This window comes from Burkholderia sp. Ac-20392 (genome assembly GCF_017104585.1).
Classification (GTDB): Bacteria; Pseudomonadota; Gammaproteobacteria; order Burkholderiales; family Burkholderiaceae; genus Burkholderia; species Burkholderia lata.
Genome location: NZ_JAAGPB010000002.1, coordinates 70650 through 96052 on the forward strand (window position 1 = coordinate 70650; position 25403 = coordinate 96052).

Annotated in this window: 19 protein-coding genes; 17 read left to right on the top strand and 2 right to left on the bottom strand. The window is 65.4% G+C overall.

Features of this window, described 5'->3' with window-relative positions; translation table 11 throughout:
- Positions 1–38: 38 nt before the first annotated feature.
- Positions 39–1346 carry an MFS transporter gene (locus tag G3N99_RS00665; protein ID WP_174986442.1) on the bottom strand — a complete coding sequence of 436 codons (1308 nt, stop codon included), beginning with the start codon at positions 1344–1346 and terminating at the stop codon, positions 39–41.
- A gap of 394 nt (positions 1347–1740) precedes the next feature.
- On the opposite strand from G3N99_RS00665, the gene G3N99_RS00670 reads away from it, so the two are divergent.
- The 14 genes from G3N99_RS00670 to G3N99_RS00735 all read left to right on the top strand — a co-directional run bounded on the left by G3N99_RS00670 (position 1741) and on the right by G3N99_RS00735 (position 18762).
- Entirely contained in the window at positions 1741–2538 is a 798-nt protein-coding gene (locus G3N99_RS00670; RefSeq protein WP_206121343.1) for a crotonase/enoyl-CoA hydratase family protein, read from the top strand.
- 53 nt (positions 2539–2591) lie between these two features.
- Positions 2592–3749 (top strand): acyl-CoA dehydrogenase family protein, encoded by a 1158-nt coding sequence (locus G3N99_RS00675; RefSeq protein WP_206121344.1) that lies wholly within the window; start codon positions 2592–2594, stop codon positions 3747–3749.
- A gap of 35 nt (positions 3750–3784) precedes the next feature.
- Complete coding sequence (locus G3N99_RS00680) at positions 3785–4771, top strand: acyl-CoA dehydrogenase (protein ID WP_206121345.1); 987 nt, start codon at positions 3785–3787, stop codon at positions 4769–4771.
- Positions 4772–5517: 746 nt separating this feature from the next.
- Positions 5518–7140, top strand: a complete 1623-nt coding sequence (locus G3N99_RS00685; RefSeq protein WP_241011378.1) for an AMP-binding protein — start codon at positions 5518–5520, stop codon at positions 7138–7140.
- An 87-nt stretch (positions 7141–7227) separates the two neighbouring features.
- On the top strand, positions 7228–7977 hold the full coding sequence (locus G3N99_RS00690; protein WP_174986450.1) for an SDR family NAD(P)-dependent oxidoreductase: 750 nt from the start codon (positions 7228–7230) through the stop codon (positions 7975–7977).
- A 73-nt stretch (positions 7978–8050) separates the two neighbouring features.
- Positions 8051–9523 (top strand): NAD(P)/FAD-dependent oxidoreductase, encoded by a 1473-nt coding sequence (locus G3N99_RS00695; protein ID WP_206121347.1) that lies wholly within the window; start codon positions 8051–8053, stop codon positions 9521–9523.
- 36 nt (positions 9524–9559) lie between these two features.
- Positions 9560–11188, top strand: a complete 1629-nt coding sequence (locus G3N99_RS00700; RefSeq protein WP_174986454.1) for an AMP-binding protein — start codon at positions 9560–9562, stop codon at positions 11186–11188.
- Entirely contained in the window at positions 11185–12294 is a 1110-nt protein-coding gene (locus G3N99_RS00705) for a CaiB/BaiF CoA-transferase family protein (RefSeq protein ID WP_174986456.1), read from the top strand. Before G3N99_RS00700 ends, G3N99_RS00705 begins: the two co-directional genes overlap by 4 nt.
- Before the next feature lie 27 nt (positions 12295–12321).
- Complete coding sequence (locus G3N99_RS00710; protein WP_241011380.1) at positions 12322–13227, top strand: acyl-CoA thioesterase domain-containing protein; 906 nt, start codon at positions 12322–12324, stop codon at positions 13225–13227.
- A gap of 102 nt (positions 13228–13329) precedes the next feature.
- Entirely contained in the window at positions 13330–14520 is a 1191-nt protein-coding gene (locus tag G3N99_RS00715) for a thiolase family protein (protein WP_206121357.1), read from the top strand.
- 29 nt (positions 14521–14549) lie between these two features.
- Entirely contained in the window at positions 14550–15317 is a 768-nt protein-coding gene (locus G3N99_RS00720) for an SDR family NAD(P)-dependent oxidoreductase (RefSeq protein WP_206121349.1), read from the top strand.
- Positions 15318–15360: 43 nt separating this feature from the next.
- Positions 15361–16125 carry a crotonase/enoyl-CoA hydratase family protein gene (locus tag G3N99_RS00725; RefSeq protein WP_206121358.1) on the top strand — a complete coding sequence of 255 codons (765 nt, stop codon included), beginning with the start codon at positions 15361–15363 and terminating at the stop codon, positions 16123–16125.
- Positions 16126–16303: 178 nt separating this feature from the next.
- Positions 16304–17065 (top strand): SDR family NAD(P)-dependent oxidoreductase, encoded by a 762-nt coding sequence (locus G3N99_RS00730; RefSeq protein WP_206121350.1) that lies wholly within the window; start codon positions 16304–16306, stop codon positions 17063–17065.
- Positions 17066–17115: 50 nt separating this feature from the next.
- On the top strand, positions 17116–18762 hold the full coding sequence (locus tag G3N99_RS00735; protein WP_206121351.1) for an AMP-binding protein: 1647 nt from the start codon (positions 17116–17118) through the stop codon (positions 18760–18762).
- A 176-nt stretch (positions 18763–18938) separates the two neighbouring features.
- On the opposite strand, the gene G3N99_RS00740 is transcribed toward G3N99_RS00735, so the two are convergent.
- Positions 18939–19661, bottom strand: coding sequence for a TetR/AcrR family transcriptional regulator (locus tag G3N99_RS00740; RefSeq protein WP_174986465.1), 723 nt, complete (start codon positions 19659–19661; stop codon positions 18939–18941).
- A 520-nt stretch (positions 19662–20181) separates the two neighbouring features.
- Between G3N99_RS00740 and G3N99_RS00745 the strand changes: the two genes are divergently transcribed.
- From G3N99_RS00745 to G3N99_RS00755, 3 genes are all read left to right on the top strand, one after another.
- The gene (locus G3N99_RS00745) at positions 20182–20973 is read left to right on the top strand and encodes an SDR family oxidoreductase (protein WP_241011382.1); all 792 of its coding nucleotides are present in this window, start codon (positions 20182–20184) and stop codon (positions 20971–20973) included.
- Positions 20974–21477: 504 nt separating this feature from the next.
- Positions 21478–23604 carry an EAL domain-containing protein gene (locus G3N99_RS00750; protein ID WP_346778450.1) on the top strand — a complete coding sequence of 709 codons (2127 nt, stop codon included), beginning with the start codon at positions 21478–21480 and terminating at the stop codon, positions 23602–23604.
- A gap of 26 nt (positions 23605–23630) precedes the next feature.
- Positions 23631–25403, top strand: a 1773-nt coding sequence (locus G3N99_RS00755; RefSeq protein WP_241011384.1) for a diguanylate cyclase, incomplete at its 3' end; no start/stop codon positions are given.

A 25403-nucleotide genomic window follows, 5' to 3' on the forward strand; every position in this document is an offset into this window, starting at 1 on the left:
GATTCCTGTTGTGCAGTGTTGCTTGATGCCCGTGGCGTTCAGCCGATCCCGGCGCCGCGCGTTTCCGGCATGCGCAGGAACGTGATCAGGCTGATCGCAGCGCCGACGCAGACATAGCCGAGAAACCAGCCTTCGCGATGCTGTGATTGCAGCCAAGTCATCAGGTACGGGGTCGTTCCGCCCAACAGGGCGACGACGAGGTTGTACGCGGTGCCGATACCGATGCCGCGCACTTCGGTGCTGAACAGTTCGGCCATCACGGCGGGCGCAATCGACGAATACAGGCCATAGGTCAGTAATCCGAAGCACTCGACGAGCAGCATCGATCGGAAGCCGGGGCCGATCGACGTGACGACCGGATAAAGGAACAGCAGGTAGGCCGCCGCGAATACGATCAATTGAGGACGCCGGCCCAGGCGATCGGACAAGGCGCCGAACAACGGCTGGGCGAGCATGAAGATCGCAATGCTGGCAGTGCTGGCCGCGAACGCGTCTTCCGGGTGCGCACCGGCGTGCCGGATGGCGTAGACCGGCATGAAGCTGATGAACAGATAGAAGCTGAACGCACCGAGCACGCTGATGCCGACGAGCCTCAGCAGCGCGTCGCGGTGGTGGGTCCAGGTCCAGCGCAGCGAGCGAGCTTCGATCTCGCCTTTGCGGCGCAGGTTCTCGAATGCTTCGGTTTCTCCGACGTTGCGGCGCATCCAGAAACCGATCAGCGACCCGCAGCCGCCGATGAAGAACGGCACGCGCCATCCCCATGCCTCGAGTTCGGCCTTCGGCATCCAGTGCGTCATGGCGCTCGCGACGGCGGCCGCGATCAGCAACCCGGCGGCGATGCTGAAGAACAGGAAACTGCCGTAGAACCCGCGCCGGTGCGGCGGCGCCGATTCCGTGAGAAAGGTTGTCGCCGCACCGTATTCGCCGCCGACCGACAGCCCCTGGATCATCCGCAGCACCGTCATCAATGCCGGCGCCAGCCAGCCAATCGATGCGTAGGTCGGCAGGATCGAGATCAGCAGCGATGAGCCCGCCATCATCATGACGGTCAACGTCAGCGCGTTGCGTCGCCCGAAGCGGTCGGAAAACGCGCCGATGACCCAGCCGCCGAGCGGGCGCATGCCGAAGCCGACGGCAAACACGGCGAAGGTGGCGAGCAGGGCCGCCGTTTCGTTATCCGCCGGAAAGAACTGCTTGCTGAAATAGATCGCAAAGGCCGTGTACACGGACCAGTCGAACCATTCCACCACGTTGCCTACGCTGCCCGCGAAGATGATTTTCGCGGTTTGTCGCGGGGCGCCTCGCGTGCCCGCGAGTGCCTGCGTGATCTCGGGAGTTGCACTCATCCAGGTTCGTCTCCGGTATATGGGTTGTTGTATGCGACGACGCTGCTCGTCGATCGAGACAGCTTGCCATCAGTCGCCTTATGTTCCGACATCGGAATGGTATTCGAAAATACGAACGATATGATGGGTGACGTTTACCCTTACCCGAGTGCGATATCTTGGATTTTATCTATATTTATCAACGATATAAGGCGATATTTCGAGATTTTCAGCGGTCAATGCGAGTGCAATCCGCTTTGCCGATATGAGAATGTGGTTCTAAAATAAGAACAGACATCCGGTAGCGATGCAGATGTTGTCGAGCGTCGATGCATGCGTGGCAGGGCGTGGAAAGCGTGCCTCACTGCGTGCGGCGTCCATAAGAATCGTCAATCAATCCGATGAAGAGGCATCCATGAACCCGTTCCTGCTTTACGAACAAGAAGGTCACGTCGTGACCCTCACGATGAACGACCCGGAGCGGCGCAATCCGTTGACCGGCAATACGGCAGTGGCCGAGTTTCTGGCGGCGATCGAGCGCATCCAGGGAGACCGGAGCGTCCGCGCGGTGATCATCACGGGCGCGGGCAAGGCGTTCTCGACCGGCGGCAATATCCGCGACATGGAGCGGCAGGCGAGCGGCGCGGTGCCGGGATTGCAGATTCGCGAAGAGTATCGCCAGGGCATTCAGCGGTTGCCGCTGGCGCTGTTCAATCTGGAGGTGCCGGTGATTGCCGCGGTGAACGGCCCGGCGATGGGCGCAGGTCTCGACCTGACGTGCATGTGCGACCTGCGTATCGCGTCGGAGCAGGCGCGGTTCGCCGAGAGTTTCGTCAAGCTCGGCATCATTCCGGGTGACGGCGGCGCGTGGCTGCTGCCGCGCGTGATCGGACTCGCACGCGCCGCGGAACTCACGTTTACCGGCGATCCCATCGATGCGGCCACCGCACTCGAATGGAATCTCGTGTCGCGCGTCGTACCGCACGAGCAATTGCTGCCGGCCGCGAACGAGATCGCGGCACGCATCGCCGCGAATCCGCCGCATGCGGTGCGGCTCGCCAAGCGTCTGCTGCGCGAGGCGCTGCATTCGCGGCTGGACGCGCTGCTCGAACTGTCGTCGACGTACCAGGCGCTGTCGCATCAGACAGCAGACCATCGCGAGTCGGTCGCCGCGTTTCTCGAGAAGCGCCCGCCGGTGTTTTCCGGCAACTAGTCATGACCACACGGGTGGCATGCCCGTGACCTTCCGACTCAGGAGTAGCGGTTTTGAATAACGTACTGGATGTATTTCGTCTGGCGGCGCTGCCGCCCGATGCCGAAGCTTTTCGCGGCGATGTCAAAGCGTTCCTGCGCGAGCACATGCCGGCAACACCCGCCGACGTGCGCGCCCGGACCTGGATGGGATTCGATGCGGCATTCAGCCGCCGTCTCGCGCAGCGGGGCTGGGTCGGCCTGACGCTGCCGGCCGAATATGGCGGCGCGGGCATGGATGCGTTTCGGCGCTTCGTGCTGGTCGAGGAATTGCTCGCGGCGGGGGCGCCGGTCTCCGCGCACTGGATTGCCGATCGGCAGAGCGGCCCGCTGATTCTCAAGTTCGGCAGCGATGCGCAGAAGCGCTTCTACCTGCCGCGTATCTGCGCGGCCGAAGCATTCTTCTGCATCGGCATGAGCGAACCGAATGCGGGTTCCGACCTCGCGAGCGTGCGCAGCCGCGCACTGCGGGCGGACGGCGGCTGGCGTCTGAACGGCCGCAAGATCTGGACGACGAATGCGGATCACTGCCACTACATGATCGCGCTGGTTCGCACATCCGGCGCGCCGGAGGATCGCCAGAAGGGGCTGTCGCAATTCATCATCGACCTGAAGCAGCCGGGCGTCGAGGTCCGCCCGATCCGTGATCTGACCGGCGATGCGCACTTCTCCGAAGTCACGTTCGACGATGTGCTGCTGCCTGAAGACGCACTGATCGGCGAGGAAGGCAGCGGCTGGGCGCAGGTCAATGCCGAGCTTGCGTTCGAGCGCAGCGGCCCGGAGCGGATCTATTCGAGCGTCGTGCTGCTGGACTGCTGGCTTGCCTTCCTGCGGCGTCACGGCGCAAGCGCATCCGACAAGGCCGTTGCGGGACGCTTTGCCACGCATCTCGCGACGTTGCGCAACATGTCGATCGCGGTAACCACGAAACTCGCGCGTGGTGAAAGCCCCGTCGTCGAGGCGGCGCTGGTCAAGGATATCGGGACCGAGTTCGAGCAAGGCATTCCCGCGGCGATCGAGGCCGCGCTCGCGGCGCAGCCGGGCGCGGACGTCGATGCCGAGCTGTATCGGACCGTCGCGTATCTCAGCCAGATTTCGCCGACCTTTTCGTTGCGCGGCGGCACCCGTGAAATCCTGCGCGGCATGATCGCCCGCGGGCTCGGTCTGCGTTGAACGCGCCCACCACGCACAGAGAGAGTAGAGAGCCTATGTTTGTCGAAGCTATCGAGGCCATTCTGGCCGACTGCTGCACGCCGTCGATCGTCCGCAACATCGAGGCCGGCGCGTCGCCGGCGGCGTTGTGGCGCGCGATCGCCGAATCGGGTTTCCTGGAAATGCTGACCCCGGAAGCCGCCGGCGGCGCAGGGCTGCCGCTGGCCGCGGTGTTTCCTGTGATCGAATGCCTGGGCCGCTACGCGGTGCCCGTTCCCGTTGCGCAGAGCATCCTCGCCCGCGCGCTGCTGGCCGAATACGATGTACCGGTGCCGGACGGCATGATCACGTTTTCATCCGCACGCAAGGCGGACCGTGACGGCGCGACGTACTGTCCGATCGTGCCGTACGGGACGATCGCCGACGTCGTGCTGGCCGATCATGACGGCGACCTGGTCGTGCTGCAATGCGAGCGGGCAGCGCGCATACCGACCGGTGTGCATGGCAGTCAATGCGCGACCGTGCGCTGGGCGGAGCCGCTGGAACCGGTGGCGCGCGTGCCCGGTGCGGCGCGCGCGTTGCACGCGTGCGGGGCGATCGTGTCTGCGGCACTGCTGTCCGGCGCAATGAGTCGCGCGTTTGCGCTGACGCTCCAGTATGCGAACGACCGTGCCCAGTTCGGCAAGCCGATCGGCAAGTTCCAGGCGATCCAGCAGCAATTGTCGGTGATGGCCGAACAGGTCGCGGCAGCGACGATCGCCGCGGAGCTCGGATTCGGCGGCGAGGGCGTCCTGCCCGACGCGCTTCGCGCGGCGATCGCGAAAGCGCGCACGAGCGAGGCGGTGGTGCCGGTTGCCGCGACCGCGCATGCATTGCACGGCGCAATCGGCGTGACCGAGGAATACGATCTGCAATTGCTGACGCGCCGGATGCACGAGTGGCGGACGGCGCATGGATCGGAGCACTACTGGAACGCGATCGTCGGCGATGCATTGCTTGCGAGCGGCCTGCCGGTGGGCGACTTCGTGCTGGAGTCGGCCTGAGCGAGGCTCGCCCGTCGCGTGAGGGCCACACCTGCGTAATATCACGGCGGCCGCAGTCGATCCGCCTTGTCTAACAGGCTTTCCCGGGCATTGCTGTCACCGGGAAAGCCTGCTTTTTATCCATCTACTCAGGAATCCTGGTTATCGTCCGGCGCGGGATGATTGACGTCCCGTAACCGAAACTTCCCCCCTTCAGCCTGCTCGATCGAGCGGCCACATCCGTCGCGCGAGCCATCGCGACACACACCGAGCGCCTGACGGATCGCAAGATCGCGCACCGCGCATTCGTCGCGGACTTTCCACGCAGTCCGTCGCATGACCCGCCACCACGATCTCCGCCTGCTTGGCCAATGCCGCCATTCGAGCACGCCATCGATCGCCGCTTCGATCAACGTATCGATGACGCCCTGCGCGCTGCGACGCCTTGCGTCTCGCGCATCCCCTCGTCAGCAAGGGGCTCGCGCAAGTCGCAATGCCGGCGGCCCAGCGAGGCCCCGGGATGCCGGACTTGCCTGAACCGGCGCATACCTCACGAGATAATGGAATTCCCCTATACATCGAAAATATACTCATCAGTATATTTCGGTTCGTTGTGGTCGTATTAAGAAGGTAATTAAAAAAGTGTCACACCTTCGGAAGTGAATGTTCCGCTGCTGTCCGTTGCCGGGGCTTCCCGGGGCCGGCATCCCCACTGGATGCCGGATACGGGCAGGCGGCTTCGGTTCGTGATATGGAGACGACGAAAGATGCTGACTTCTCCCGTTCTGTTCGGGGAGCTTCCCGCCTACGCCGCAACCAGGTGGCCGGATTCGAGGGCCGTGACCTGTGAAGGCCAGGTGTTCACGTTCGCGCAATTGAACGCGTCCGTCGATATGGCTGCGCGGGCGCTGATGTCGCACGGGGTAGGCAAGGGCGACTCGGTCGGCATCTGGCTGACCAACCGGCCGGAATTCATCATCGCGTTCTACGCGATCGTGAAGATCGGGGCGATCGCGGTTCCGCTGAACACGCGCTATCGGAGCGACGACATCCGCTACGTCGTCCGGCATGCGGAAATCAAGCTGCTGTTCGTGTGCGAGCGCTCCGGGCCGGTCGATTACATGGCGCTGCTGACCGCTGCGATTCCCGGCTTGTCGGGCGATCGCTTCGACGGATCGGACGCTTACCCGGCGCTGCGGAAGGTCGTGATCGTCGAGCCGTCGAACGCGGCGTCGCCGCTTTCATGGGAGCGCTTCCTGGCCGGCGCGAACAGGACCACGCGCGTTGAACTCGATGCCGTCGCATCGGCCGTTCAGGTGTCGGATCTCGCGCTGATGGTGTTCACCTCCGGCACGACCGGCAACCCGAAGGGCGTGCTGCACGACCATCGGAACCTGCGCGCCGTCTGCGAACGCGCCGCGAGCTGGCCGCTGCGGCATGGCGACACCGTACTGAATTTCCTGCCGATGTTCCATCTCTACGGCCTGAGCGAAATCGTCATGGCCACCATGACGCAAGGCATCCATCAAGTCTTGATGAGCGTGTTCGATGCGCAGCGCGCGTTGCGCCTCATCGAGCAGGAGCGGGTGACCGGCCTGCACGGCTTCGAGACGCACTACGCGGATCTGCTCAAGCACCAGGAAGCGCTGGGCACCGATCTGCGCTCGCTGAAATTCGGCACGCTGCCGGCGGGCATGGAGAACTCGACTGCCGTCGCCCGTGTCGTGCAGGAGCGCATGTGCCCGACGGTGACGGGCTTCGGCATTTCGGAAACGTGGGCCTGGGTGTGCATCACGACGCTGGACGATCCGGTCGAGCAGCGTTGCGCGACGTCGGGGCGCCCGATGCCCGGCATCGAAGTCAGGATCGTCGACCCGTCGTCCGGCGAGGCGCTACCGAACGGATCGGTGGGCGAGATCGTGTGCCGCGGCTACAACGTCATGCGGGGCTATTTCAAGGATAGCGAATCCACCCGCGCGTCGATCGACCGCGATGGCTGGTTTCATAGCGGCGATCGCGGCATGTTCCGGGCAGACGGCTATCTCCAGTTCCTCGGGCGCTACAAGGAAATGCTGAAGGTGGGCGGCGAGAACGTGTCGCCGGCCGCGGTCGAGCTGGAACTGCTGCGCCTCGTGCCGTCCATCGATCAGGTCGCCGTCGTCGGATTTCCGGATGAACGGCTCGCCGAGGTGCCCGTGGCCTTCGTGGTGCCGAAGCCGGGCATGACGTGCACGCTCCACGACGTCCAGGTGCGCTGCAACGGAAAAATCGCCAGCTTCAAGATTCCGCGTCACGTCATCGAGATGGAGTCGTTGCCGATGACGGCATCCGGAAAGGTGCAGCGCACGGCGCTCAAGGCGCTCGCACTGCAAGTCATTGCGGCCCGCTGAGGGGCGCTGCCGGCCGCGCCGCGTTGCGGCCCGGTGTCGGTCGGCGAAAAACGGCATGTCAGTCAAACATCGATAAGGGAAACAGCCATGAAAGAAGTGGTCGTCGTGACGGGTTCGTCGCAGGGTGTGGGAAAGGGCATCGCGTCGGTGTATCTCCGGGAAGGCGCGATCGTGGTCGGATGCGATCGCCGCCCGCCGCACGAGAGTCTTGCGGGCCACCAAAACTTCAGCCATGTCGACGTCGACCTGACGCAGGACGATGCGGCCGCGCACGTGATCGCGGCCTGCATCGAGCGCCACGGCCGGCTCGACAGCCTCGTGAACAATGCCGGGCTCGGCAACGCGAAGCCGTTCGAACAGACCTCGCCGGAGGACTACCAGCGCTACTACGACATCAACGTCGGTTCGCTGCTGGCGCTGTGCGGCAGCGCGCTGCCGCACCTCAAGGCGTCGCGCGGGTCGATCGTCAATATCGCGTCGGCGTTTGGCCTCGTCGGCGTCGCGCAGGCGGCCGCCTACGTGCCGACCAAGTATGCGGTCGTGGGCATGACGCGGATGCTCGCGACGGAATTCGGCTGTCACGGGATTCGGGTCAATGCGGTGGCGCCGGGGCTGGTCCGCTCGCCCGGTACCGAACAGCGCATCGCCAGCAATCCGTGGTGGCACAAGATGATGATCGAAGGCGCACCGCTTGGCCGTGTCGGCGAGCCCGAAGAGATCGGGCATGCGTGCCGTTTCCTGTCTTCGCCGCAGGCCAGCTTCATCACGGGCGTCGTGCTGCCGGTGGACGGCGGCTGGTCGATCGCGAAGTTCCTCCCCGATCCGAGCGCAGGCTGACGACGGCCGGCGAGGCGGGGCATGGCCCGCCTCCGACCGAATCAACGAGTACCTATCGAGTAGCGAGAACACTATGTCCAACGGAAAGAGACTGAAAATTGCGGTGATCGGCGCAGGGGCGTCCGGCATCATGGCCGTCGTGAAACTGCGCGAGATCGGCCAGACCGACGTGCAGGTATTCGAGCGCGCGGCGGATATCGGCGGCACCTGGCGCGACAACCGATACCCCGGCGTCGCATGCGACGTGCCTTCGCATCTCTACCGCTATTCGTTCGCGCCGAACCCGGACTGGACGCGCGTGTGCGCGTCGGGCGAAGAGATCCTGCAATACCTGCGCCGTGTCTACGACGAATTCGAGGTGGGCCGGCACGTGACGTTCGACGCGGAGGTGAAGGAGGCAACGTACGAGAACGGCGCCTGGACGCTGACGACCCAGGCGGGTCGGTACGGGCCGTTCGACGTCGTGATTACCGCGATGGGAATTCTTAGGCATCCTTCATACCCGGACATCGCAGGGCTCGACAGCTTCGCCGGACGGATGTTTCATACGGGGCGCTGGCCGGAGGACGTCGATCTCGACGGAAAGCGCGTCGGCATCATCGGCACCGGGTCGACGGCCACGCAGATCGTGCCGGCCATCGTCGACCGGGTCGCGAGCCTGTCGCTGTTCCAGCGTACCCCGCAATGGATCATGCAGTTGCCCAATACGGAAATTCCGCCGGAGGAGCGCGATGCGTTCCGGCGCGACCCCGGTCTGCTGAAAGCACGCTACGAAACACTCGGCCACGAGTTCAACAGCAAGTTCGCGGCCGCCGTGGTGGGGCAGAACCCGCGCGTGTATGCGCACATGGAGCGGCTGTGCCGCGACTATCTCGAGACGAGCGTGACGGATCCGGTGCTGCGCGAGAAGCTGCGGCCCGACTACAAGGTGGGCTGCAAGCGCCTGGTCATGTCCGACCGCTTCTATCCGGCGATCCAGCGGTCGAACGCGGCGCTCGTGACCGAGCGGATCGAGCGGATCGAGGCGGCGGGCGTCCGGACCGGTGATGGCCGCCTGCATGAATTCGACGTGCTCGTCCTGGCGACGGGCTATGACGCGCATTCGACGCTGTTCCCGATGCGCGTGACGGGACGCGACGGCCTGGCGATCGAGCAGGCATGGCGCAATGGCAACGAGGCGTATCTCGGCGTCACGATTCCGGATTTCCCCAATTTCTTCATGATCGGCGGGCCGAACAGCCCGATCGGGAATTTCTCGTTCCTGATGACGGCGGAGAACCAGTGCGGCTATGCGGTGTCGATGATCCGCTTCCTGGCCGAGAGCGACGTCACGGCCGTCTCGCCGAAGCGGCAGGCCATGCGCGCGTTCAACGACGCGGTCAAGCTGCAGATGGCCGAAACGGTCTGGTCGAGCGGTTGCCGGAGCTGGTACATGGACCGCAACGGCAATATCGCGTCGTGGCCGTGGACGTACGAGCATTTCCGCGAGGTGATGAGCGAGCCGGATCTCGACCATTACGACCTGCACAGTCCGGTGGATGCGTGATGTCGCGCCCGTTCCTTTTCCTGGAGGGTTGAAGCGATGACCATCGACCATCATCAGAGCGACGCGTACAAGGGAAGCGTCGGCCCGCGGGACGCATGCGTGCTGCGCTACGTGCTGCAGCGCCAGGCCGTGAGCCGGCCCGACAAGGTCTTCATCCGCGAGCGCGACGGCAGCGGCATCACCTACGCGGCATTTGCAGCCGACGTCGAACGGACGGCCGCGGGGCTCGCCGCACTCGGCGTTCGGCAGGACGAGACGGTGGGCGTCTGGTTGCCGAACGGCATCGACATGCTGCGCGTCTGGTTCGCGATCAACTGGCTGGGGGCCGTCTATGTGCCCGTCAACACGGCGTACAAGGGCGAGCTGCTGCGGCACGTGCTCGACAGTTCGGCGGCCCGGCTGCTGGTCACGTGCCGGGATCTCGCGCCGCGCCTGGCCGGCCTGCCACTCGCCACGCTGCGCACGGTGGTGGAATTCGGCGCGAGCGATGTCGAACTGCCGGGGATCGAGCGCATCGATGCGGCCGTGCTGGAGCAGGGTGGCGAAGTGCCGCCCCTCGAGCGTCCGATCGAGCCGTGGGATACGCAGTCGATCATCTTCACGTCCGGCACGACGGGGCCTTCCAAGGGCGTGCTGAGTCCGTATGCGCAGCTTTGGGAAACCAGCGGCGAGCGCAGCTTCTCGATGCTGGACGAGCACGACTGCGCAATCGTGTTCGGTCCGCTGTTTCATATCGCCGGCACGATTCCGGTCGTCGCGATGCTCAATCGGGGCGGGACGATCGCGTTCGCTGAATTTTCGACCGAACGGTTCTGGGCCGACGTGCGCGCGCTCGGTGCGACTTTCGCGATCCTGCTCGGCGTGATGTGCGAATTCATCGCGAAGATTCCGCCCTCGGCCGCCGATCGCGACCATCCGCTGCGCAAGGTCATGATGATTCCGCGTCCCGACAACGCTGCAGCCTTCGCGAGCCGCTTCGGCGTCGACTTCTGGACCATGTACAACATGACCGAGCTGAACGTGCCGCTGATGTCCGAGCGCAATCCGGCCATCGCGGGCACCTGCGGCCGGGCCAGGCAAGGCACCGAGCTGCGCATCGTCGACGCGTTCGATCGCGAACTGCCGGACGGCGCCGTCGGCGAACTGATCGTGCGCTGCGATTCGCCGTGGCGGCTCAACGCCGGCTATTTCCGTCACCCGGAAGCCACCGTGCAAGCCTGGCGCAATGGCTGGTTCCACACCGGCGACGCGATGTGGCGCGATGCGGCGGGCAACTATTTCTTTGCCGACCGGATGAAGGATGCGATTCGTCGCCGGGGCGAGAACATCTCGTCGTTCGAGGTCGAGAAGGAAATCCTCGCGCATCCCGACGTGCGCGAATGCGCGGTCGTGGCCGTGCCCGCGCTGTCGGAGGACGACGTGCTGGCCGTGGTGTGCCCGGTACCGGGCGGGCGGATCGATCCCGGCGAGCTGCTGGCGTTCCTGGTGCCGAGGCTCGCGCATTTCATGCTGCCTCGCTACATCCGGATCATGGACGCGCTGCCGCACACGCCGACGCAGAAGATCGAGAAATACCGTCTGCGCCAGGAAGGCGTAACCGTCGAAACCTGGGATCGCGAGCGTCACGACGTTCGGGTCCGCCGTGACAGGATCCGTGTCTCGTGAATACGAACCATCATCGCAACGGGCCGCTTGCCGGCCTCAAGGTCATCGAGTTCGCCGGACTCGGGCCGGGACCGCTGGCCGGCATGCTGCTGGCCGACCTGGGTGCGGACGTCGTCTGCATCGATCGCCCGGCCGAGGCCGCCGGACGTTTCGCGGGCGTGTCGTCGCGCGGCAAGCGCTCGGTCGTGCTCGACCTGAAACGGGAAGACGGGCGAGCGGCTGCGCGTGCGCTCGCCGCGCGTGCCGACATGCTGATCGAGGGATATCGGCCAGGCGTGATGGAGCGCCTGGGTCTTGGCCCTGAAGCGCTGCTGGCACTCAACCCGCGGCTGATCTATGGCCGGATCACGGGCTGGGGGCAGACGGGGCCACTGGCACAGGCCGCCGGACACGATCTGAACTACATCGCGCTCACCGGCGCGCTCGCGGCAATCGGGCCGCGCGCCGGTAAGCCGGTGCCGCCGCTCAACCTGGTCGGCGACTTCGGCGGGGGCACGATGTTTCTGCTGTTCGGGCTGCTCGCCGCGCTGGTCGAACGGCAAGCTTCCGGGCGCGGCCAGGTCGTCGACGCGGCGATGATCGACGGCGCGTTCGCGCTGCTCGGCCCGATCCTGGAATTGCGGGCACAGGGCCTCTGGCGCGACGGGCGGGGCGCGAACCTGCTGGACGGCGGCGCGCACTTCTATGGCACGTACCGGTGCGCGGACGGCGCGTACATCTCGATCGGCAGCATCGAGCCGGCGTTTTACGCGCTGCTGCGCGAGAAGCTCGGCATTTCAGACGATCCGGCGTTCGATGCCCAGATGAATGCCGCGGACTGGCCTGCCCTGAGCGAGCGTATGGAAGCCATCTTCCTGACGAAGACCCGCGACGAATGGACGTCGCTGCTCGAAGGAACGGACGTGTGCTTCGCACCGGTGCTCGATTTCGACGAGGCCGCGGCACATCCGCACAACCTCGCCCGGACGTCGCATGTCACGGTCGCGGGCGTGCGACAGCCGGCACCCGCGCCGCGTTTTTCCCGGACGCCGGCGCAGACGCCGGCCGGCCCGCCGGTGATCGGCGGCGATACCGATACGGTCTTTTCCGACTGGGGAGTGGCCTGACTCATGAGCGCGCATGGCAGCGAAGCAATGGTCGACGAGGACGGGCGGACGGAACGTGGGATGCCGGTGGGCGACGCCACGCTCGCGCAATTGCTGACACTCGATCCCGTCGCACCCCGGCGCTGGCGCAGCCGGCGCGCGGACACCAACGCCAACGACCGCATCTTCGGCGGCCAGCTGCTGGGGCAAGCGATGGCGGCCGCGCTCGATGGCGTGCCCGAGAACAGAACGCCGACGATGATGCAGGCGCTGTTTCTGCACGGCGCGTTACCGGGTGAGCCCCTCGATTTCGAGACCACCGTGCTGCAGGAAGGGAAGCGATTTTCGTCCCGGCGCGTGAGCGCGTGGCAGCCCGGCGGCCGTGCCGTGCTGGATGCACAGGTGACGTGCGCGATCCCGCTCGATGCGCCCCGGCACGGCGAGCCGACCCCGGCGCCCGCCGGCGAGCGTCCCGAGTCGCTGCCGTCCCTGTGCGATCTGCCCGATGCGATGTTCGATACGGTCCGGCGCCTGGGCGGTTACGACAGGGATTGCAAGCCATCCATCGAGTTTCGCATTCCCGATCCGGCGCGGCAGTTGTCCGCGCACACGAGCGGCCCACGGTTCCGGTACTGGATGCGGGCGGCCCGGCCGTTGCCTTGCGACGCACGCATTCATGCCGCCGCGTTTGCATACCTGTCCGACTGGTGGCTCAACTTCAGCGCGCTGGCGTTGCACCAGCGCGCGATTGGCACGCGTCGGCTCTATATCTGCAGCCTCAATCACGGGCTGTGGCTGCACCGGCCGGTGCGGGCGGACGCGTGGCTGCACGTCGAGACGATCAGCCCGGCGGCGAATGCCGGTTGCGGCCTGTCGATCGCGAAGATTCACGATGCGGCCGGCGACCTGGTCGCCTCCGCGTCGCAGCAGACGCTGATGACTTTTACCGGATGACCGGCCTGCACGTGCAAGCGGATTCGCGATACCGCACCGACGTGTCGGTATGTCGTGCCCGTCAATCATTCTTCGTTTAACTATCGTATCGAGAAAACCATGATCAGAAGCGCGGTAATCGTAGACGCAGTTCGCAGTCCGATGGGTCGCACCAAGGCCGGCGGCGCCTTCGTCCAACTGCATCCGGCCGACCTGCTTTCGCAGGTGATCCAGGCCCTGGTCGTGCGCAACGATCTCGATCCCGGGACCGTCGACGACGTGATGATCGGCTGCGTCAGCCAGGTCGGCGAGCAATCGACGACGCCCGGTCGCGTCGCGTGGCTGGCGGCGGGGTTTCCGGCCCACGTTCCGGCCACGACGATCGAGCGGAAGTGCGGATCGAGCCAGCAGGCGATTCACTTCGCGGCGCAGGCGATCATGGCCGGCGTGAACGACATCGTGATCGCAGGCGGCGTCGAATCGATGAGCCGCGTGCCGATGGGTTCCGCGCGCATCGACCGCGATCCGTACGGCGCCCGCTTTCATGCACGGTTTCCGCAGGGGCTGGTCGGTCAGGGTGTCAGCGCCGATCTCGTCGCACAGAAGTGGGATCTGTCACGCGAAGCACTCGACGCCTATTCGGCCGAGTCGCACCGTCGTGCCGAGGCCGCGCGCACGGCCGGCCAGTTCGCCCGCGAGATCGTGCCGATCGACGTACCCGGCGACGGTGGCGTCCGGCGCGTGGATACGGACGAGACGATCCGTGTGGGCGCGAGCGTCGAGCGTCTCGCGAGCCTCGCACCTTCGTTCGAGAACGCCGAACTGGCGAAACGGTTCCCGGGCATTCGCTGGAACGTGACGGCCGGCAACGCGTCGCAGATTTCCGACGGCGCTGCCGCGCTGCTCGTGATGAGCGAGCAGAAGGCGGCGCAGCTCGGGCTCACGCCGCGTGCGCGGATCGTCGCGTTCGACGTGTGCGGAGACGATCCGCTCATGATGCTGACCGCGCCGATTCCCGCGACCGAACGGCTGCTGAAACGGCAGGGACTGTCGGTGAACGACATTGACCGTTTCGAGGTGAACGAGGCCTTTGCGGCGGTGCCGCTGGCCTGGCAAAAGGCGCTGGGTGCCGATGGGGCGCGGTTGAATGCGGCCGGCGGCGCCATTGCGCTCGGGCATCCGCTGGGCGCGTCCGGCGCGAGACTGATGACCACGATGCTCAACTCGCTGGAAGCATCGGGTGGTCGATACGGATTGCAGACGATGTGCGAGGCCGGCGGGATGGCGAACGCGACATTGATCGAACGCTTGTGAACCGGCAGGACATTCAGGAGAACACCATCATGGATTTTGCAGGAACAGTGGCAGTCGTCACGGGCGGCGCGTCGGGGCTGGGCCTGGCGAGCACGAAGCGGCTGGCCGGGAAGGGCGCACACGTCGTCATCGCCGATCTTTCGACGTCGAACGGCGCGACGGTGGCCGATTCGCTCGGCGCCGGCGTGTCATTCGTCTCGGCCGACGTGACGAGCGCGGACGACATGACCGGCGTGTTCGAGGCGGCACGCCGCCGCGGCACACTGCGCTCGCTCGTGCATTGCGCCGGCCGCGGCGGTGCGGTGCGACTCGTCGAGAAGGACGGCACGCCGGGCTCGCTGGAGGCTTTCGAGGCGGTCGTTCGCATCAACCTGATAGGCACCTTCAACGTGCTGCGACTCGCGGCGGCGGAAATGGCCCGCAACGAGCCGGACGCGGGAGGGCAGCGCGGCGCGTGCGTGCTGACTGCGTCGGTCGCGGCGTTCGAAGGGCAGATCGGGCAGGTGCCGTATGCATCGTCGAAGGCCGGCATCGTCGGCATGACGCTCGTCGCCGCACGGGATCTCGCCAGCAAGGGGATTCGCGTATGCACGATCGCGCCGGGGCTGTTCGATACGCCGCTGCTCGCGCGCCTTCCGGAAGAGGTGCGCACGTCGCTGGGCCGCATGGTCCCGTTTCCGCCGCGGCTCGGCGAGGCGGACGAATTTGCGGCGCTTGCGGTGCACGTGCTGGAAAACACGATGCTGAACGGCGAAACCATTCGCCTCGACGGCGCGATCCGGATGCAGCCGCGTTGAGCCGGCTGCCATCCACCCATGCCTTGACAGGAGGGACATGACGATGAGCGATGAACTGCTCGTTGAATATCGGGACGGTATTCAGATTCTCACGATCAATCGTCCGGAAGCACGCAATGCGTGCACGAAGGCGATAGCGGAAGCCATTGCGGCCGAACTCGACGAGCTCGAGCGCCGCGACGATCTGCGAGCCGCGATCATCACGGGCGCCGGAGGGGCATTCTGTTCCGGCATGGATCTCAAGGGGTTCCTGAAAGGCGAGCGGCCGAGCATTCCCGGGCGCGGTTTCGCGGGTATCACCGAGGCGCCGCCAGGCAAGCCGTTGATCGCGGCCGTCGAGGGTTATGCGCTCGCGGGCGGCTTCGAGGTCGTGCTCGCGTCCGACCTGGTGGTCGCATCGGAAACCGCCCGGTTCGGGTTGCCCGAGACGAAGCGTGGCCTCGTGGCGGCGGCCGGCGGATTGCTGCGCATCCAGCATCAGTTGCCGGAACGCATCGCGCTCGAACTCGTATTGACCGGCGACATGCTCGACGCGAAGCGTGCGTTCGAATATGGGCTCGTTAACCGGTTGACACCGCCCGGCGACGCGTTGGCCGTCGCGATCGAGCTTGCGGGCAAGATCGCCGCGAACGGGCCCCTCGCGGTTGCCGCAAGCAAACGCGTGATGCGTGCGTCGCGAGACTGGTCGACGGCGGAAATGTTCGTGCGCCAGCGCGAGATCACCGATCCCGTGTTCGCGTCGCGTGACGCCCGTGAAGGCGCGGCCGCATTTGCTGAAAAGCGGGTGCCGCAATGGGAGGGGCGATAGCCGGATCCGCATGCGCCAAGCGTGTCGATCAGGACAAACTGCTCGACGGCGTGGCTCTTCGAAACCCACGTTCGCCCGGGATGAGGACAGTGCACGACTTCCGCCGGTGCGATCGAGCTATCGCGCGCGTCCCGGATCATCAATAGAGCGGTATTCGAGCTGAAATCGGAAACAAGAGATGAACTATTCGTTGACCATTCGGGACCGCGTCGCGGTTGTCACCGGTGCGGGTTCCGGCTGCGGGCGGGCCATTGCCGCCACGCTTGCGGCAGCCGGTGCGAAGGTGGTGGTGACCGATCTGAATGAATTGGGCGCCGAAGAAACGGTGAAACGCATTCGCGAGCAAGGGGGGCAGGCGGAATGCATTGTCGCCGACGTCAGCAAGGCCGACGACGTCGCGCGATTGCAGGCATTCACGCAGGACAGATTCGGGCTCGCCGATCTGATCGTGAACAACGCCGGGTGGACGCCGACGGAGCCTTTTCTCGAGAACTCCCTGGCATTCATCGAGAAAATCATTTCAGTCAATTACACCAGCGCCGTACTGGTGTGCCAGCAGTTTTTGCGCCCCCTGGTTGCAGCCGGTCGAGATGGCCGGGTGGTCAATATCTCCAGCGGTGCGGGGCGCATCGGCAATGCGGGAGAAACCGTCTATGCAGGAGCGAAGGGCGGTGTTAACGCATTTACCAAGTCGCTTGCCAGGGAGATGGCGAAACATGCCATTACCGTCAATTGCATTGCGCCTGGCGCCATCGATACCCCGTTGCTGCGGTTGCAATCGGAAAGGATGCTCCAGCATTTCAATCGCGCGATCCCGTTGCGGCGCCTCGGCCAACCTCAGGACATTGCAAATGGCGTCATGCTCTTCGCCGCCGACCAGTCCGCCTACCTTACCGGCCAGATCCTGAGTGTCGACGGCGGGTTGACCATGGTTGACTGAGCCCGGGGCCCAGTGACGGATATTCAATTTGTGGAAGGCACGAAAAGGCGATGACGAACGAAAATTTTCCGCTCCTCGGCGAGTTGCCTGCACGGGCTGCCGAACGATGGCCGCATCAGGAGGCCATGGTCTGGGCGACCGGCTCCATGGACTATGTCGAGCTCGACGGTCGGATCGACAAGGTCGCTTGCGGGTTGATGCGGCTGGGGGTGACGGCAGGCGACAAGGTGGGGCTGCTGGCTGGCAACGGTCCCGAATACGTCGTCGCCATCTTTGCGCTGTGGCGCATTCGCGCCGTCGCAGTGCCTTTGAATTTGCGCTACCGCGAAGCCGATCTGGTCGATGTGGTGCGTCGGGGCGAGTGCAAATTGCTGATCATGACGGGGCGGGCGGGGCCAATCGACTTTGCCGACCTGGTTCGCCGCAGCCTGGCGGTGGATCTCGAGCAGGGCAACTTGCGGACCGTGGTGATCGGGGACGGGTGCCTGCCCGGATCGGTGGCGTGGCCCTCCCTCGAGGGGGGCGACTATTCATCCGCTGAGCGGCAGGCGCTAGCGGATCGCAGGGCAGCATGCACGGCGAGCGATCTGGCGTTGATCGTATTCACGTCGGGTACCACCGGGCGCCCCAAGGGCGTGATGCACGATCACAGCTGCGTGCGAGGGGTGCGCGATCGGGCCCGGCTGTGGGGCGTGATGCCCGGCGAGACCGCGATCAACTACCTGCCGATGTTCCATCTCTATTCGCTGAGCGAAGTGATTCTCCAGTGCGTGTTCGGCGGATGTCGCCAGGTCATCATGGAGCGGTTCGACGCGGATGCAGCATTGGATGTGATCGAGCGCGAGTCGGTGAATATCATCCATGGTTTCGAGACGCACTACGCCGACCTGCTGAGCCGTCAGGCGGAACGCCCGAGAAACGTCCGCAGCCTGCGCTTTGGAACGTTGCCGTCCGGCATGGACACTTCGGCGGCGGTGGCCGTGCAGGTTCAGCGCATGTTTTGCCCGACGGTTACAGGCACCAGCCTGTCGGAGTCCTGGAGCTGGATGTGTACCTGTGCCCCCGACGAGCCGGAGGAAGTGCGTTGCTATTCGTCCGGACGGCCGTTGCCAGGTCTCGAAGTGCGTTTGGTCGATCCGGCGACCGACAAGGATGTGCCGATCGGGACGCCGGGGGAGATGTGGTTTCGCGGCTATTCGATCATGAAGGGCTACCTGGGCGATCCTCGGGCCACCGCCGATACCATCGACGCTGACGGCTGGCTGCATAGCGGGGATCAGGGCGTGATGCGAGCGGACGGATTTCTTCGCTTCACCGGGCGATACAAGGAAATGCTGAAAGTGGGCGGCGAGAATGTCTCTCCGCAAGGCGTGGAGCAGGCGCTGAGCGAGCTGGTTGGCGAGATTCTTCAGGTTGCCGTTGTCGGGGTGCCCCACGAACGGCTTGTGGAGGTACCGGTCGCGTACGTCGTCCTTCGTGACGGCGCCGCGATTACCGAGGAAGCCATCCTGTCCGCGTGCAAGGGGAAGATTGCCAGCTTCAAGATTCCAAGGCGCGTGGTCATCGTGGACGCATTGCCCCAGACTGCGTCGGGAAAAATCCAGCGCGGACTCATTCGGAAACGTGCGATCGAGGAGCTGTCGCCGCTGGATGAACCGCGGCTTTTCAGCCTGTCCGGCGAAGGGCACGCCACCTGATATGTGTGTGCCGAGTGAGGGTGGCGACACACACCGTGCGCCCCCTTACCGCATTTCGTCGCAAGATCCGCACTTGCATTCACGAGGTGCCGTGCGGAGCCCGACGAGGCCGACGGCAGCGGCGTTGTCTTCGCAGGAACGCTTGCGCGATCGAACGGGCTCGCTCCTGGTTTCGCTCAGGCTGGCTTGGCGCGTTTGCGCGGCACGCTCGCACCCGAGGTTCTGGCACTGCGCTTCGATAGCGGTTCCGGAGGCACGCCGGCGATGCGCATCGAGATATTCGTCAACTCCTCGCACACTTGCTCGATGGTCATGCGCCCTTGCGGCGAATACCAGCGATGCAGGCAGCGAACCATCCCGCTGATGGACAGTGCGGCGAGCTTGGGCTCTGCGATGTAGCTGCCCGCCGCCTCCGCGCATGCCGCGATCAACTGAGCCAGCTGATCGTCGAACCCATGCTGCTTGACGCGCATGTATTCGAGCTTTTCGGCGCTGAGGTTCTTTTCTTCTTCCAGCAAGACCGCGGCGAACTGCGGTTGCTCGAGGTTCTTGCGGATATATCCGTGGACGAAGTGCCTCAGCCGTTGCTCCGGGTGGGCGTGCGACGACTCGTCGAAGCTGGTCGCCGACTGGAGGACCTGATCGTAGATGCGATCGAACAACCGCTCCAGGATGCTGTGCTTGGAAGTGAAGTACGTGTAGACGAAGGGTTTGGTGAAGCCCAGGGAGGCCGCGATATCGTCAATCGTCGTGCGCTGGAACCCTTTCTCGTAGAACAGCTTGGCGGCGGCATCGACGATCAGGGTCTCCTTGTACTCCTTGATCTGCGCCTTTGCATTGATTTCGGGTGCATCCGGCTTGGCGGAGCTGCCTCCCCGCTTGTTTTCTTTCTGAAGCATCGTGTTTCCCGGAAATTCAGAAAATTCATTCTCGAGGCGAACCAGGAAGTCGGCGCGAGACAAGAAAATATACCGGCGAGAATATCTTGGATACTGATTGGCTGTCAATTGTACGACCCCACCGTGCGTGCGGAAGCACCCGGAGCATGCCGCCGGGCCGTTCTCCGACAGTCGGCACGCGGTCGGGCATGTGTGTCGCTCCCACTCTCCATCGAGCCCGCCTGGCGACTCGTTCCGGGCGCATGCGTCGACCGGCCGATTCCAAAGTACGGTAACCGGCATCGGGTCGGATTGACGCCTTCATCGCCTCCATCCGACCATCCATCGAACGACGACAAGAATGCAGGAGACGCCTTTCGTCACGCCCGGCACGCGAGTGGCCGATCTTCTTCGATGCGGGCGGGGCACGTGGCGGCATCCCGATGAACGTTCAGTCGATGCCCGTCCGGGAGGGATGTCCCGACCATGCCATATCGGAAGCGGGCGGCGTCCCATCGCGTAACGGTTCGGTTCGAAACCGATGATCGAACGCAACCCGGCCGCTTCATCCATCAAAGGAACAACCATGACGAATGGAACCGCAATCGTGACCGGCGGAGCCGGCACGCTTGGCCTCGCAATCTCCCGGAGCCTCCGCGACGACGGCTGGAGCGTCATCATTCTCGACCGGCAGGAGGCGCTGGCGAATTTTTCACCGCCCGACGGCATGCGTGCGGACGCACTGGACGTCACCGATTTCGATGCTTGCCGCCGCTACTTCGCAAAGCTGACTGAACTGTCGGTGCTGGTCAACAACGCCGGAATGGCCAGGCTTTCCCTGGTCCGCGATATTTCCCTGGAGAACTGGAACCAGGTTCTGGATCTCAACCTGACTGCGCCGCTGGTTTTGACGCAATTGGCAACCGATCTCCTGGTGCGCAGCGGTCATGGCGCGATCGTCAACATCGCATCGATTGCCGGGATTCGAGCCGGATTCGGCCGGGTTGCCTATGGCGCGTCGAAGGCCGGCATCATTCAGCTGACGCGACAAACGGCACTGGAATACGCCGCACTGGGCGTGCGCTGCAATGCCGTCGCGCCCGGACCGGTCAACAGCAACATGTTGCGCGAGCAGCTTTCGAAGGCGGATTTCGACGAATACCTCGACGACATCCCCTTCAATCGCATGGCCGAGCCGGAAGAAGTCGGAGACGCGGTTGCGTATCTTGCTTCGAAAAAGTCCCGATATATCACCGGCCAATGCCTGGCCGTCGACGGGGGATTCCTTGCAGCCGGAGCCGGTATCAAAAAGGCCCACAAACTGGTGGAGTGACGCAACGCGCATCGGGCTGGCGCAGCAGCGTCGATCCGGAATACCCGACGGACGAGGGCATGCGTCGACGCGGGCGGCACGCCGCCCGAGCAGCCCGACACGGTCATCGTGGCGGTGGGCTCGCAGCCTGCGGACGTGCGCGCGTTCCGGCAGACGGCTGCCCCGGCCGCGCTCCGCGTCGCGCTCCCCGGCAATCGACGATCCCCCCTCAACAAACCTGAAGGTGAACCTCGGCGGATTCCCGCCGCATTACGCTTTGCCTCCACCCCGCGTCAGACCGGCAAACCACCGGCCGAACCTCCGCGACCTCATCCCGCCTCGTTCCGGCACTTTTTTCAGAAAAAATATCTGCCGGGCAATCGTTTGCGCACAGCCGCGCGGCGTTCAGTTTATTCATCACATGCCGATATCTTGAAGGCGCGCCTGATCGAAGCGGCATCGCCCCCGCCGCGTCGATCAGGAATGGCATCAGCCCATGCGACGGATAGGGGAAGAAAGGTTTTGGTGACAGTTTTCGGGTGCATCGTTCATCGGCACAACCACTGGCTGGTGTTGCTTGCCGCATTGTTGTGCGGAGGAGGCTCGTGGGTCACCGCGCGCCTGTTCCAGCGCACGGTGAACACCTCCGGCACGCAGCGGCTCGGCTGGCAGGTGCTGACGGCCATTTCGGCCGGCGTGGCGATCTGGTGCACGCACTTCATCGCGATGCTCGGCTTCGACGCCGGCGCGCCCGTGCACTTCAACCTGCCGCTCACGCTCGTGTCGCTGCTCATCGCGGTCGGCGGCAGCACGATCGGCTTCGCGCTGACGACCTGTCGCGTCGTCAAGGTCGCGCCCGCGCTCGGCGGCGCGATCGTCGGCGTGGCGATCGTGCTGATGCACTACACCGGCATGCTCGCGTGGCGGGTCGAAGGGATCGTGTCGTGGGATCTGAGCTACCTGATCGCGTCGGTGCTCCTCGCGATGACCCTCGCCGCGCTCGCGCTGCACCTCGCGATGCGGCCGTCGCCGCACGCCGTCAACCAGATGGCCGGCGTGCTGTCGCTCGCGATCCTCGCGTTGCATTTCACCGGGATGTGCGCGCTGCGCATCACGCCGCTGATGCTCGACGGTACATGGACCGATGTGAACGAGCTGCGTCCGCTGGCGCTGGCGGTCGCGGGCACGTCGCTCGTGATCGTCTGCACCGGGCTCGTGAGCTATGTGATCGACAGCAACGTGCGGGCCGAATCGCTCGAACACCTGCGCCGGCTGGCGCTGAGCGACATGCTGACCGGCCTGCCCAACCGGGCCAGCTTCAACGAGCGGCTGGACCTCGAAATCGCGCTTGCGCAAGCGCACGGCAGGAAGCTCGCGCTGATCGGCATCGACCTGAACCGCTTCAAGGAAATCAACGACCTGCGCGGCCACCACGCCGGCGACGAGGTGCTGCGCATCCTTGCGCGCCGCATGGCGAACCTGCTGCGCGAAGGCGAATTCGTCGCCCGCATCGGCGGCGACGAATTCGCGGCGCTCTGCCGGATGGACGACGACACGCGCCTGATGAACCTGCTCGAGCGACTCGAGCCGGCGCTCTACAAGCCGGTCAGGCTGGACGACTACGAGGTCGTGCCGGGCGCGAGCTTCGGCGTCGCCATCTTCCCGGACGACGCCACCACCAAGGCCATCCTCATCAACAACGCGGACCTCGCGATGTACCGCGCCAAGGGCAGCATCGCGCAATCGATCTGCTTCTACGAGCCGGCGATGGACCTGATCGTCCGCGCGCGCCGCAGCCTCGCGGCCGACCTGCGCCGCGCGGTGGCCGACAACCAGCTGAGCGTCCACTACCAGGTGCAGACTTCGCTCGCGACCGGCGAGATCCGCGGCTACGAGGCGCTGCTGCGCTGGCAGCATGCGACGCTTGGCACAATTCCGCCCGCCGAGTTCATTCCGCTCGCCGAGGAAAACGGCGTGATCCTGGATATCGGCGCGTGGGTGCTGCGCGAGGCATGCGCGCGGGCGGCCACGTGGGAGCCGCCCTATGCGGTCGCGGTGAACGTATCGGCCGTGCAGTTCATGCATGCGGACCTGACGGCGCTCGTGGCCGACGTGCTCGAAGAAACCCGCCTGCCGGCGTCGCGCCTGCAGCTGGAGCTGACCGAATCGACGATCTTCGCCGGCCGCGAGCGCGCGCTGGACACGCTGCGGCAGATCAAGGCGCTGGGCGTGAGCATCGCGCTCGACGATTTCGGTACCGGCTATTCGTCGCTGGACACGCTGCGTTCGTTCCCGTTCGACCGCATCAAGCTCGACCAGTCGTTCGTCGCGGACGCGGAAGCGAAACCGCAGGATCGCGCGATCATCCGCGCCGTGCTCGCGCTCGGCAAGAGCCTGGGGATTCCGATCCTGGCCGAGGGCATCGAGACGCGCGACCAGCTTGCGCTGCTGGCCGACGAAGGCTGCGACGAAGCGCAGGGCTTCCTGCTCGGCAGGCCTGCGCCCCTCAACGAGATCGTCGGCAGCGGGCAGATTGCGCTGACCGGCGGCAACCGCGTCCGCACGCCGGTTCCCGCGTCCGAATCGGCCGTCGAGGCCGACCTCGGCCCGGACCCGCGCGGGTACCGACGTCCGCCCGACACGGCAACCTGAACCCGGGTTGCAGCATGCAGGCTCACATGAAAACCCACTACGCACGGATGACAAGACTGGCAAGCAACGCGGCGCCGGCCCGGAACCCGGACCTGCTCGCAGCGCAATACCGGGTATTCGCCGGCCAGATCCCGGTGTCGTACCTGATCCTGATCTCGAGCACCTGGAGCCTCGCCATCACGCACCTGCGCAGCACACCGTGGTGGCTGTCGGTCGCGATGCCGGCCGCGATGACGCTCGCGGCGCTGGCGCGGCTGCTGCACTGGCACCGCACCCGGCTGCGCGAGCCGACGCCGGACACCGTGATGCGCGCGCTCACGGTCACCAACTGGCTGGTGGTCCCGGTCGCCGTGACGTTCACCACCTGGGCGCTGCTGCTGTTCCCGTACGGCGACGCGTGGCAAAAGGCCCAGGTCGCGTTCTACCTGGCGATCACGGTGATCGGCTGCATCTTCAGCCTGATGTACCTGCGCACGGCTGCGCTGAGCGTGGCCGTGATCGTCAACGTCGCGTTCATCGTGTTCTTCATCTCGACCGGCCAGCCGACGCTCGTCGCCACCGCGGTCAACATGGCCTTCGTGTCGGCGGCGCTGATCGCCGTCATCTCGGTCAACTACCACGGCTTCCTGCGCACCGTCGACGCGCAGGCCGAGTCGCGGATGCGCGAGCAGGCGCAGACGCGGCTGATGCGGATGATCGACGACATGCCGGTGGCCGTGATGACCGCCGATCCGGAGACGTTCCGCATCAACTACCTGAACGCGACGTCGCGCAACCTGCTGCGCACGATCGAGCACCTGCTGCCGATTCGCGCGGACGACGCGCTCGGTGCGTCGATCGACTTCTTCCACCCGCACCCGCAGCACCAGCGCCGCCTGCTCGCCGATCCGGCGAACCTGCCGCATCGCGCGCGCATCGGGCTCGGGCCGGAAGTGCTCGACATCCAGGTCTCGGCCGTGCGCGATGCCGAGGGGCGCTACATCGGCCCGATGCTGTCGTGGTCGATCGTCACGCAGCAGGCCGAGGCGGAGGCGCGGATCCACCAGCTCGCGCATCACGATTCGCTCACGGGCCTGCCGAACCGCGCAACCTTCCTGGCCGAATTCGACGCGAGCCTGCGCCGCTCCGACAAGGTGCTCGCGCTGCTCTTCATCGACCTCGACGGTTTCAAGCTGATCAACGACGCGTGCGGGCATTCGGCGGGCGACGAGGTGCTGCGCCAGGTCGGGGAACGCCTGCGCGGGCAGTGCCCCGAGCCGGCGATGATGCTCGGGCGCATCGGCGGCGACGAATTCGCGGTGCTGCTGCGCGACACCGACGCGGACGGCGCGATGGGCGCGGCCGCGCGGCTCGTCGACACGCTGGTTGCCCCCTATGCGCCGTCGCCCGACCGACAGTTCCGCATCGGTGCGTCGATCGGCTGCGTACTGGCGCCGCATCACGGCAACGACGGCGGCGTGCTGCTGTCACGCGCGGACATGGCGCTCTATGCGGCCAAGAAAGCCGGGAAGGGCACCTACCGGATGTTCTCGCCGGACATGGAAACGAGCGCGCAGGAGCGGGTCGCGCTCGAATCGAAGCTGCGCGTCGCGCTGGACGAGAACCAGGGGCTGTACGTGTTCTACCAGCCGATCGTCGATGTCCGCACCCGCCAGATCACGACGCGCGAGGCGCTGCTGCGCTGGCATCACCCGCGCGCCGGCTGGATTTCGCCGGGCCGCTTCATTCCGGTGGCCGAGCGCGGCGGCCTGATCGACCGGCTCGGCCGCTTCGTGCTCGAGCAGGCCTGCCGGGAGGCG

Excerpts from the sequence above, each read along its gene's own strand:
- G3N99_RS00665 (WP_174986442.1), bottom strand. The coding sequence starts at position 1,346 with ATGAGTGCAACTCCCGAGATCACGCAGGCACTCGCGGGCACGCGAGGC.
- G3N99_RS00670 (WP_206121343.1), top strand. The coding sequence starts at position 1,741 with ATGAACCCGTTCCTGCTTTACGAACAAGAAGGTCACGTCGTGACCCTC.
- G3N99_RS00680 (WP_206121345.1), top strand. The coding sequence starts at position 3,785 with ATGTTTGTCGAAGCTATCGAGGCCATTCTGGCCGACTGCTGCACGCCG.
- G3N99_RS00685 (WP_241011378.1), top strand. The coding sequence starts at position 5,518 with ATGCTGACTTCTCCCGTTCTGTTCGGGGAGCTTCCCGCCTACGCCGCA.
- G3N99_RS00690 (WP_174986450.1), top strand. The coding sequence starts at position 7,228 with ATGAAAGAAGTGGTCGTCGTGACGGGTTCGTCGCAGGGTGTGGGAAAG.
- G3N99_RS00695 (WP_206121347.1), top strand. The coding sequence starts at position 8,051 with ATGTCCAACGGAAAGAGACTGAAAATTGCGGTGATCGGCGCAGGGGCG.
- G3N99_RS00700 (WP_174986454.1), top strand. The coding sequence starts at position 9,560 with ATGACCATCGACCATCATCAGAGCGACGCGTACAAGGGAAGCGTCGGC.
- G3N99_RS00710 (WP_241011380.1), top strand. The coding sequence starts at position 12,322 with ATGGTCGACGAGGACGGGCGGACGGAACGTGGGATGCCGGTGGGCGAC.
- G3N99_RS00720 (WP_206121349.1), top strand. The coding sequence starts at position 14,550 with ATGGATTTTGCAGGAACAGTGGCAGTCGTCACGGGCGGCGCGTCGGGG.
- G3N99_RS00725 (WP_206121358.1), top strand. The coding sequence starts at position 15,361 with ATGAGCGATGAACTGCTCGTTGAATATCGGGACGGTATTCAGATTCTC.
- G3N99_RS00730 (WP_206121350.1), top strand. The coding sequence starts at position 16,304 with ATGAACTATTCGTTGACCATTCGGGACCGCGTCGCGGTTGTCACCGGT.
- G3N99_RS00735 (WP_206121351.1), top strand. The coding sequence starts at position 17,116 with ATGACGAACGAAAATTTTCCGCTCCTCGGCGAGTTGCCTGCACGGGCT.
- G3N99_RS00740 (WP_174986465.1), bottom strand. The coding sequence starts at position 19,661 with ATGCTTCAGAAAGAAAACAAGCGGGGAGGCAGCTCCGCCAAGCCGGAT.
- G3N99_RS00745 (WP_241011382.1), top strand. The coding sequence starts at position 20,182 with ATGATCGAACGCAACCCGGCCGCTTCATCCATCAAAGGAACAACCATG.